11 protein-coding genes and 1 pseudogene are annotated in these 9,533 nt (G+C 60.7%); 4 read left to right on the top strand and 8 right to left on the bottom strand.

The features are described 5' to 3' along the window. Positions 1–313: 313 nt before the first annotated feature. From MOV63_RS31200 to MOV63_RS31180, 5 genes are all read right to left on the bottom strand, one after another. Positions 314–736 carry a secondary thiamine-phosphate synthase enzyme YjbQ gene (locus tag MOV63_RS31200; RefSeq protein WP_247039593.1) on the bottom strand — a complete coding sequence of 141 codons (423 nt, stop codon included), beginning with the start codon at positions 734–736 and terminating at the stop codon, positions 314–316. 81 nt (positions 737–817) lie between these two features. After that, a complete protein-coding gene (locus MOV63_RS31195; protein ID WP_247039592.1) occupies positions 818–1,171 on the bottom strand; it encodes a DUF1428 domain-containing protein in 354 nt (117 codons plus the stop codon). 148 nt (positions 1,172–1,319) lie between these two features. Then, complete coding sequence (locus MOV63_RS31190) at positions 1,320–1,718, bottom strand: DUF427 domain-containing protein (RefSeq protein WP_247039590.1); 399 nt, start codon at positions 1,716–1,718, stop codon at positions 1,320–1,322. A gap of 116 nt (positions 1,719–1,834) precedes the next feature. Beyond that, positions 1,835–2,875, bottom strand: coding sequence for a zinc-dependent alcohol dehydrogenase family protein (locus tag MOV63_RS31185; protein ID WP_247039588.1), 1,041 nt, complete (start codon positions 2,873–2,875; stop codon positions 1,835–1,837). 101 nt (positions 2,876–2,976) lie between these two features. Beyond that, positions 2,977–4,125: a DUF930 domain-containing protein gene (locus MOV63_RS31180; protein WP_247039586.1), complete on the bottom strand. Its 1,149-nt coding sequence runs from the start codon at positions 4,123–4,125 to the stop codon at positions 2,977–2,979. On the opposite strand from MOV63_RS31180, the gene MOV63_RS31175 reads away from it, so the two are divergent. From MOV63_RS31175 to MOV63_RS31160, 4 genes are read left to right on the top strand one after another with little or no spacing between them, the layout of a single operon-like run. Further along, positions 4,124–4,852, top strand: a complete 729-nt coding sequence (locus MOV63_RS31175) for a TetR/AcrR family transcriptional regulator (protein WP_309500857.1) — start codon at positions 4,124–4,126, stop codon at positions 4,850–4,852. The two genes, MOV63_RS31180 and MOV63_RS31175, sit on opposite strands and share 2 nt — an antisense overlap. A 17-nt stretch (positions 4,853–4,869) precedes the next feature. After that, complete coding sequence (locus MOV63_RS31170) at positions 4,870–5,202, top strand: DMT family transporter (RefSeq protein WP_405029407.1); 333 nt, start codon at positions 4,870–4,872, stop codon at positions 5,200–5,202. 54 nt (positions 5,203–5,256) lie between these two features. Next, complete coding sequence (locus tag MOV63_RS31165; RefSeq protein WP_247039583.1) at positions 5,257–5,499, top strand: type II toxin-antitoxin system Phd/YefM family antitoxin; 243 nt, start codon at positions 5,257–5,259, stop codon at positions 5,497–5,499. Then, positions 5,499–5,921, top strand: coding sequence for a type II toxin-antitoxin system VapC family toxin (locus MOV63_RS31160; RefSeq protein WP_247039581.1), 423 nt, complete (start codon positions 5,499–5,501; stop codon positions 5,919–5,921). The genes MOV63_RS31165 and MOV63_RS31160 overlap by 1 nt, the downstream gene beginning before the upstream one ends. Before the next feature lie 60 nt (positions 5,922–5,981). On the opposite strand, the gene rpoD is transcribed toward MOV63_RS31160, so the two are convergent. The 3 genes and pseudogenes from rpoD to MOV63_RS31145 form a co-directional block, all read right to left on the bottom strand. Beyond that, on the bottom strand, positions 5,982–8,045 hold the full coding sequence (rpoD, locus tag MOV63_RS31155) for an RNA polymerase sigma factor RpoD (RefSeq protein WP_038544121.1): 2,064 nt from the start codon (positions 8,043–8,045) through the stop codon (positions 5,982–5,984). A gap of 415 nt (positions 8,046–8,460) precedes the next feature. After that, positions 8,461–8,808: a GFA family protein gene (locus MOV63_RS31150; protein WP_247039579.1), complete on the bottom strand. Its 348-nt coding sequence runs from the start codon at positions 8,806–8,808 to the stop codon at positions 8,461–8,463. 89 nt (positions 8,809–8,897) lie between these two features. Continuing rightward, a pseudogene (locus MOV63_RS31145) lies at positions 8,898–9,533 on the bottom strand (DNA primase); the annotation flags it as partial.

Genomic DNA, 9,533 nt, shown 5'->3' with positions numbered 1-9,533 from the left:
GATCACCGCCACGATCCGGGCGCCAATCGCGGTCACGGTCGCGATACTGCACCTGGATGGCGAAGTCCGGGCCGGCGGCAGCGGCCATCGGGGCCGTTGCGGAAAGGCCGGTGAAGGCGATGAGAGCGGCCGCGCCGGCTTTGACAATCATGCTGGTCATAAAATGGTTCTCCGAAATCCGGGCCGGGTTTCGCGGCCCCCAAGGTAATTGTTCTCGCCTTCCCCAGCGATTGGCGCGACCCTAGCCCAAGGGGTCTGAACAACATCCTAACCGGTCATTCAGCCGGTATTCATATCCTGCTTAAAGCCGGAATCATGGTGAAAGATGCAGCACGACCTGGCGGACATGCGGCTGGTCGCGATGTTCGAAGAGGTAGATGCCCTGCCAGGTACCGAGCATCAACCGGCCGTCCTGGACGGGAACGCCGAGCGAGGTGGCGGTCAACGCCGCCTTGATATGCGCCGGCATGTCGTCCGGCCCTTCGGTCGTGTGGGTGACCCAGCGCATTTGGGGATCGGTGGTCGGCGGCACCAGACGGGAGAAGAAGGTCTTGAGGTCGCGTCGGACATCCGGGTCGGCATTTTCCTGAATGATCAGGGAGCAGGACGTATGACGCACGAACACCGTAAGCAGCCCCTCGCCCACCTGCATGCGGCGCAAAAAGTCCTGCGCCGCGTCGGTGAATTCGTAGAGCCCCTGGCCGCTTGTGGAGATCGAAATCACGGTCTGGGACATGGAGGGATCCTTTATCGGCGAAGGCGCCAGCAGCAGAAATAGAAGCGCCGACAGTGAGACGGCACTCCTATCACCGGCGGTCTACAATGTCAGGAAGGGCTCGAAGCCGCCGAAGATCATCCGTTTGCCGTCGAAGACCTGCGTCCATTCGTTTCCGGAGAACCGCTCGTCCTTCATCACCCTGGCATTGATCTCGTCCCGGCGGGCCCGGCTTTCATAGGTGATCCAGGAGAAGATGACGATCTCGTCCTCCTTGGCCTGCACGGCCCGCGGAAAGGAGGTGAGTTCCCCATAAGGCACGTCGTCGGCTAAGCATTCCACATAGGACAACGCGCCGCTTTCCATCCACACGGCGCCGGCAACGCGCGCCATGTCCTTGTAGCGTTCGAGATTGGCCTTGGGCACGGCAAGAATAAACCCGTCGACATAAGGCATGGTTTTCCTCCTTGGTTGGGTCACACCCCAAGGACGTGGGAACAACAGCGTAGTCGACAAGGGCAGAGGATTTTTCTTCACCCCTCAGGTTTTCTCCCGCACACGCTCCGAAGGGCGGCAAGCGCACCCTCGACCGCCCATCCGCCTGTCAGAACTGACCTGCTTCAGGCGCGCCAAGTTCCTCGATGGAATCGACCCGGTCCGGATAGAAGGCGACATGTTCCTTGATCCCGGAGACGGCTTCGTAAGGGTTCTCATAGGACCAGATGGCATTCTTCGAACGTTCGCCGCCAGCCGGAATGCTGAAATAGGAAGCCTCTCCCTTATACGGGCAATAACTCTGGTGGTCGGTCCGCTCAAGGAGCGACATATCCACATCTTTCCGCGGGATATAGTGGACCGGCGGATAGGAGGACTCGCGCAAGGTCAGCGAATTGACGCTGTCGGCGATCACCCTGCCGCCGAGCTTCACGACCACCCGCGAGGGGTTATGCTCGACGGTGATCGGATGATCCGGCCCTGGAATTTTCTGTGCCCTGACATTCATGGTTCGTCCTTTCGGGTTCGACGCATGTGTTCGATATAGGGCGCCCCAAACCGTCACCCAAGCGGCCGAAGCGGAATGCTCCGGCCATCGACGGCGAACAATCGCCGCGTCGCCCGTCAGAACGTGGTGATCACGCTGATGCCCGGCGTTTCGGATCTGTCCAACGTCATCAGGCCGGGCACTGCCTCTTCCAGGCTGATCCGCTTGGCGATCAGCTGCTGCGGCTTCATCTTGCCGGCCTTCAGCATGGCGAGCATCGCGTCGTAACGCCAGGCCTGCATGCCGTGGCTGCCATAGATTTCCAACTCGTGGCCGATCACCTGCGCCATCGGGATCGAGGGCGTGGCGTGCTCACCGAGCATCAGCCCGACCTGCACATGCCTGCCGCGGCGGCGGAGATTCTTGATCGAATTGAAGCAGGTGACCGGATGGCCGAGCGCGTCGATCGACACATGCGCGCCACCCCCGGTGATCTCGCGAACCGCCTCGACGACATCGGCGACCGTGCTCGCATTGATGGTTGCGACCGCGCCGCATTGGCGGGCGAACGCCAGCTTGTCTTCGGAAAGATCGATGCCGATCGCGTTCGCTCCAAGCGCCGTGGCGATCATGATCGCCGACAGGCCGACGCCGCCGCAGCCATGTACCGCGACCCAGTCGCCAGGCCCGGTGCGGGCCTGGTCGGCAACCGCTCGAAAAGAGGTCGCGAACCGGCAGCCGAGGCTCGCCGCCGTCGCATCGTCGATTTCTTCGGGCAGGTGCACGAGATTGGTGTCGGCATAGTCGATCGCCACATATTCGGCGAACGAGCCCCAATGGGTAAAGCCCGGCTGGAACTGGTTGGGGCAAACCTGCTGGTTGCCGGAATGGCATTCAGAACAATGGCCGCAGCCCGACACAAACGGCACCGTCACCCGATCGCCGATCTTGAAGCGCATGACGCCCTTGCCGGTCGCCACCACCTTGCCGGCCAGCTCATGGCCCGGCACATGCGGCAGGCGGATATCCGGGTCATGCCCCATCCAGCCATGCCAGTCGCTGCGGCACAGCCCACTCGCGCCGACCTTGACCACGACACCGTCAAATGTCGGCTCCGGATCGGGAACATTGCGGATTACCGGCGCCTTTTCAAAGGCATCGTAGAACATGGCTTTCATGGCAGGCCTCATCGCAAACTGGGTGAAACATAGTCGCAGCAATCTGCCGGTCAACCAAGGGTGAATCCCTACCCAAGTCACATTTGCGGATCAGCCGATAGTCATTCGGGGAAGCCGCGTGCACGCCATTGGCTTCGCGGAACTGGAGCGCCTACCTTGAATGCGAAGGAGACGATCTTGGTGGCGTTCTCATTGACCTCGCAGCGGAAGCTGAGGTCATACCATTGCGCGTTTGCCCGAAACTCACTGCGCTTGACCTCCAGAACCGATCCGCTCGGCAGCCGATAGGGGCGCACCAAGTCCGCCGGATAAGGCGGAGACGCATGCCACAGTTGAAAGGTCAGTTCCGTGGCGCAGATTTGCCCCGCGCGCACGCCGCGCGGAATGCTGCCCATCGCCGTCGTGGCAATTGCATCGTCCGTCTCGCTCTGCGAAAACAGCGTCTTTGCCTCCGTCAGTTCGACCGGCTTGCCGGCGGTCGGCGTCTTGGAGGGGTCGTTCTTGGGCGACGCGGTTGGCGGCGCCGTCACGATCTCGGTCTTGGTCGCGTCCGGCGAGGTGCCGGCCACCGGGCCGTTCTGCAATCCGTTGGCTGCCGCAATGCCGACCTCCGGTAACTGGATATCGTCAGGCACCGGATTGGCCGGTGGTGCCTCCACGACTGTAGGCGCTTCCTTTGCCTGTTTTACCGGTTCGTCGGATTTCGCATCCGCCTTGCTCTCGGCAGGCGGGTTCGTCGTATCCTTCGATGCATTACCGGTCAGAGATTTCTTCGGCCCGGCATCCTTCTCACCGAATTCGAAGACGGGGCGCAGAACCGGCAAAGGCTCCGCCTTGGCCTCCTTGGCCTCCTTGGCGGACGGCGGCGGCTCGGCGGGCTTTTCCTCAGGCGTCGGCGGAGGCGGTGGAGGTGGCTCCTGCTTCTTGGCCTCCTCCTGCTTCGGCGGCTCGGGCGGCGGCGGCTCCGCCTTCTTGGCCTCTTCCTGCTTTGCAGGTTCCGGAGGTTTCTTCTCCTCCGGTTTCGCCTCTTCCGGCTTCTTTTCCTCGGCTTTCTTTTCCTCGGGCTTCTGCTGTTCCGGCTCTTCCGGCGGAGGCACGATTTCGACCTGGACGGTCTCCTCCTTCTGCGGCTCGGTGGAATCGGCCGGCAGGTGCAAGAACAGGGCCGCCACGAAAACGACATGCACCAGGATGGAGGCAGGGATGCCCCATCTTATGTCGCCGCGCGGCTTTCCAGATAAATCCGTCATGGCAGCGGATGTAAGATGGAAAGCCGGCCGGATCGAGTCCCCGAGTGATCAAAACAACGCAAAATCCAGCTTTCCGGGAGCGAGTTGCGCTGCCGCCCCTCTCCCATGGGATTCGGAAGGAGTTTGTCATTGCAAACAAACCGACTATACGGTATGTTTTCTTATGTCAAAAGCTCACAGACGCGAAAAGCAGCCCGAACAGGTGCGGAGATCCCTTCTGGATCATGCGGCGCGTTGCGCCGTGGACGAAGGTCTTGGCAGCCTCACCCTGCAGGCGGTCGCCGACGCGGCCTCCGTCACCAAGGGCGGGTTGTTGCACCATTTCCCGAGCAAGCAGGCGCTGATCGAAGCTGTGTTCGAAGACCTGCTCGGCAAGCTCGATATGGAAATCGACCGGCTGATGAGCGAGGACGAAACCGACCGGGGCCGGTTCACGCGTGCCTATGTTGACGCTTTTTTCCAGGTGACCCGCGATGGGCCTGAAAGCCCCTGGGCGGCGCTGTCGATCTCCTGCATGACCGACGCGCGGCTCAGGCAAATCTGGTCGGAATGGATGCGCGATCGGCTCGCGCAACATGCGCAGACCGACAATCATCCGGCCTTCAAGCTCGCGCGCTACGCGGCGGATGGCATCTGGCTCGCCAATCTCATGGAGGCCGATGGTTTACCGGCAAAAGAACTCGCCGAACTCCGCGACCGGCTGCACAACCTCACGAAACAAGAGTAACGAAAATGAACCCGGCAATCGTCACCTACGGCTCGCTCGCCGGCGCAATCGTGCTGGAAGTCATCGGCACGACCTTCCTGCAGCAGAGCCAGCAGTTCACCCGCGCCCTGCCGACCATCCTGATGGGGCTTTGTTATGCGATCGCCTTCTATCTCCTGTCGATCGCCTTGCGCACCCTGCCGGTCGGCATCGCTTACGCGATCTGGAGCGGCCTCGGCATCGTGCTGATCTCGGCCGTCGGCTTCATCCTGTTCCGCCAGACCCTGGATACCGCCGCCATGATCGGCCTCGGCCTGATCATCTCCGGCGTCGTGGTGGTCAACGTGTTTTCCGGTTCGGTCGGGCATTGATTGCGGAAACGGCGCTTCGGACGTATATTTGCAGGGAACGATCAGGAGATCACCATGACTGCGATCACTCTGGCGGAAGCAAAAGAAAAACTCGGCGAATTGATTGACCGCGTCGCCCGAGGCGAGACGGTTGAGATTACACGCGATGGACTGGCAGTCGCGCAGCTGGCGCCACCGCGGTCGAAAAAGCAGCCAATCGACTTCGAGATGCTCAAGGCGATACGGGAGAAAATGCCTCCGCAAAGTGAAGACACCGGAACATTCATGCGACGTTTCAGGGACGACGAACGCTACTGATGTTCTACATCGATACATCAGCCCTGATTGCTTTGCTGGTGGGAGAGACATCCGTCGAAAGAGTGCTCGACTGGTTTGTGAAGAACGGAGACCGGCGAACTCTCGTCAGCGAGTGGACAATCACCGAGTTTTCGTCCGCACTCTCGGTGAAAGCGAGACACGAACGAATGCCTCAGGAACTGCGGCAACTGGCACTGGCGGGGTTCAATCGCATGGCCTCTCAATCCCTCGAAATACTCCCGATATTCTCTCGCCATTTCGTCGCGGCCGCGCGGCTCGCCGACGATATCGACGTTGGCCTCCGCTCGGGCGACGCACTGCATCTCGCCGTCGCAATGGAAGCCGGCGCGGAAATCGTTACGCTGGACAAGCGGTTCGCTTCCGCGGCAAACGCCCTCGGCGGGCGCAGCATCCTCCTGTAACGGAAAAACCCGGCCTGCTCTCGCAAACCGGGTCTCTGATTTTCCAACCGCTGAAACCGCTCAGCTATCCAGGAAGCTCCGCAGCTTGCGGCTGCGGCTCGGATGCTTCAGCTTGCGCAACGCCTTCGCCTCGATCTGGCGGATACGTTCGCGGGTGACCGAGAACTGCTGGCCGACTTCTTCGAGCGTGTGGTCGGTGTTCATGCCGATGCCGAAGCGCATGCGCAGCACGCGTTCTTCACGCGGGGTCAGCGAGGCGAGGACGCGGGTCGTGGTCTCGCGCAGGTTCGCCTGGATGGCAGCGTCGATCGGCAGAAGCGCGTTCTTGTCCTCGATGAAATCGCCGAGATGGCTATCCTCTTCGTCGCCCACGGGGGTTTCGAGCGAGATCGGCTCCTTGGCGATCTTCAGGACCTTGCGGACCTTTTCGAGTGGCATGGCGAGCTTTTCGGCCAGTTCTTCCGGGGTCGGCTCGCGGCCGATCTCGTGCAGCATCTGGCGCGATGTGCGGACGATCTTGTTGATCGTCTCGATCATGTGCACCGGAATACGGATCGTGCGGGCCTGGTCGGCGATCGAACGGGTGATCGCCTGACGAATCCACCACGTCGCATAGGTCGAGAACTTGTAACCGCGACGGTATTCGAACTTGTCGACCGCCTTCATCAGGCCGATATTGCCTTCCTGAATGAGGTCGAGGAACTGCAGACCGCGGTTCGTGTACTTCTTGGCGATCGAGATGACGAGGCGAAGGTTCGCTTCGACCATTTCCTTCTTGGCGATACGCGCTTCGCGCTCGCCCTTCTGCACCATCGAGACGATCCGGCGGAATTCGGCGATCGAGATGCCGGTTTCCGTTGCAAGGTTCTGGATCTCCTGGCGGATATCGCGGATCGTCGTGTTCTCGGCGCGCGCGAACTCCTTCCAGCCGCGGGCGGCCAGATTGGCGATCGACTTCATCCAGTTCGGATCGAGTTCCGCACCCTGGTACTGTTCGAGGAAACTATCACGCTTGACGCCGTAGGATTCGGCGAGACGCAACAGGCGGCCCTCGTTCTGCATCAGGCGCTTGGAGATGTCGTAAAGCTGCTCGACCAGAGAATCGACGCGATTCTGGTTGAGCGACAGTGACTTCACCGCGGTGATCAGCTCGTCCTTGAGTTCCTTGTAACGGCGCTCCTGGGCAGACGACAGCGTGCCGGTTGCCGCCAGACGCTGCTCGACCTGCTGGTCCTGCAGCTTGCGCAGCTTCTTGTAGGTGTCGGCGATCGTGTCGAGCGTCTCCATGACCTGCGGACGCAGCTCGGCTTCCATCGCGGCAAGAGAAAGGCTCGACTCGTCGTCGTCCTCTTCCTCTTCCTCGAGGTTCATGCCTTCGCCGCCGACGGCGGTGATGTCGTCGTCATTGGCCGCGGAGAACCGAGCCTTGCGGGTCTTTTCCTTTTCTTCGGCAGCCTTGCGGTCGGCCTCGATCTTTTCCGGGCTCTGGAACTGCGGCGCAGCCTTGGCTTCGGGACCAGAATAGGTCGTTTCGAGATCGATGATCTCGCGAAGCAGCGTCGTGCCTTCGTTCAGTTCGTCACGCCAGATGATCAACGCCTGGAAGGTCAGCGGGCTCTCACAGAGCCCCGCGATCATCGTTTCGCGGCCGGCCTCGATGCGCTTGGCGATCGCAATTTCGCCTTCGCGCGACAGAAGCTCGACGGAGCCCATTTCGCGCAGATACATGCGCACCGGGTCGTCGGTACGGTCGGTCGGCTCTTTCTTCTTCGCAGTCGCGAGCGCGGTGCTGGAGGTGGTGGCGATTTCGCCGCCTTCGCTCTCGTTATCGTCGCTATCGCCGTCAGCATCATCGTCGCTGGCGGTGGCTTCTTCTGCCTCTTCGTCTTCGACGACGTTGATGCCCATGTCCGACAGCATCGCCATCGTGTCTTCGATCTGCTCGGAGGTGACTTCCTCCGACGGAAGGACCGAATTCAGCTCGTCCATGGTCACATAGCCGCGCTTCTTGGCGGCTTTGATCATCTTCTTGACGGCGTCGTCAGAAAGGTCGAGAAGCGGACCGTCGTGCGAGCCTTCGCGTTCGTTCTCAGCTTCTTCGTTTTCTTTGACTTTTGTTGCCATGTATTTAGTCACTTTCCCTGAACGCCACTTTCGCCGCGCTTCGTGGCCACCGGCTGAAGACGGGTTTGACCGCCTTTGCCGCGAATCACTGTCCAACACGTAACGGAATGACCTTTAATTCCCGATTACCATTCGGCGGCCGTTTTTGACTCAGGACCGTCCTACTAGAGGATCACCGGTCATGTTCGGTGCTATTGACCCACTCCGCCTATTTTGCCTGAAATGGTGATTCCCACAAATTAACGTTCCGTCAAGCTTTTCCATAGGTCATACCCAGGAAAAGTCGAAAATATGCCCTTTGAGGGGGTCTAATAGGGGTACGCTCACCAGATTTAACCGATATGTAGGCGGCAGGCCCTGAAAGACAAGGGTTTGCCTAGACATAAAGGTTTATGCTTTTGGTCCGGCATATTCCTTAGCGGGAAGCGCCGTCATACTGGGTTACCGTCAGTGTAGCAATGTCGATTTCCGGCACGCATCTCAGATTGATCGCCGCCATCTCCGTACCATTCGGCATCGTCGCCTCACTGAACGGCGCGATGCCGCAATAGGCGCAGAAGTAATGCGTGATCACATGCCTGTTGAACTGGTAGGAAGATAGTTTCTCCCGCGAGGTAGCGAGCTGGAACTGACTGCGCGGAACGAAGGCCAGCAACACCCCTTTGCGCTGGCAGAAAGAACAGTTGCATTCCATCGCCGTATCGAACTCGCCCTCCGCGTCGAAGGCGATATTGCCGCAATGACAGCTTCCGGTAATCCGCATCAAGCTCCCCGCTCAAGCGACTCGATGCCGCATAGGATAGAGCCACGTCATCATTCGGCAAGGGCAGGATTTCACCAGCCGCAGGTCCCTCAGCCGTGGCTGACGGCCGCCCCCTTTACCCGGCCGGAAAGCACGCCGAACCCGTCGATGATCGCTTCCTGGTTTTCCATACGGAGGATTTCGAGCTGGACTTCCGACAGCGCACGCAGTAGCGGCTCGATCTCACCGGCATCGCCCGCTTCCGTCGTTTCGGCGATTTCTCGCTCCAGATCGATCTTCTGGAGCCTGAGCGCCTTGGTGCGCTTGTGCAACGAGAGCGCCTGGCGATACCCCTCGCGGGCATCCTCCAGCGCGGCGATCTCGGTCGCAGTCCAGAGCCGCGCGTTGCGCACCTGCTGGTCCAGCGACTTCAGGATGACATCAAACCCCTCGCCGGCAAGCCGCTGCATCAGATATTCGCGCGAAAGGTTGGCGCCCACAGTCGCGGCTGCCGGCAACATCGCCGACCAGAAGCGCTGCAGGTCGCGGTTCTCGAAATCGATCGCGGCGATCTCGTCATATTCCTCCAGCAGCAACTGGGGATGGTTGACGATAGTGAGCGCCAGCACGCTTTCGCGAAGCGCCGGCAGGTCGCGGTAACCACGCACGAGACCAGAGCGCGCAAGCCGGTCGGAAACGCCGGCGGCCCTTCCCGCAGCACGCGGCCCCTGCGGCGGGCCACCCTG

Origin of the sequence: Neorhizobium sp. SHOUNA12A (assembly GCF_023006505.1) — a bacterium.
Taxonomy (GTDB): Bacteria; Pseudomonadota; Alphaproteobacteria; order Rhizobiales; family Rhizobiaceae; genus Neorhizobium.
The sequence above is the reverse complement of the archived record's forward strand: the minus strand, read 5'-3'. Positions and strand labels throughout refer to the sequence as shown.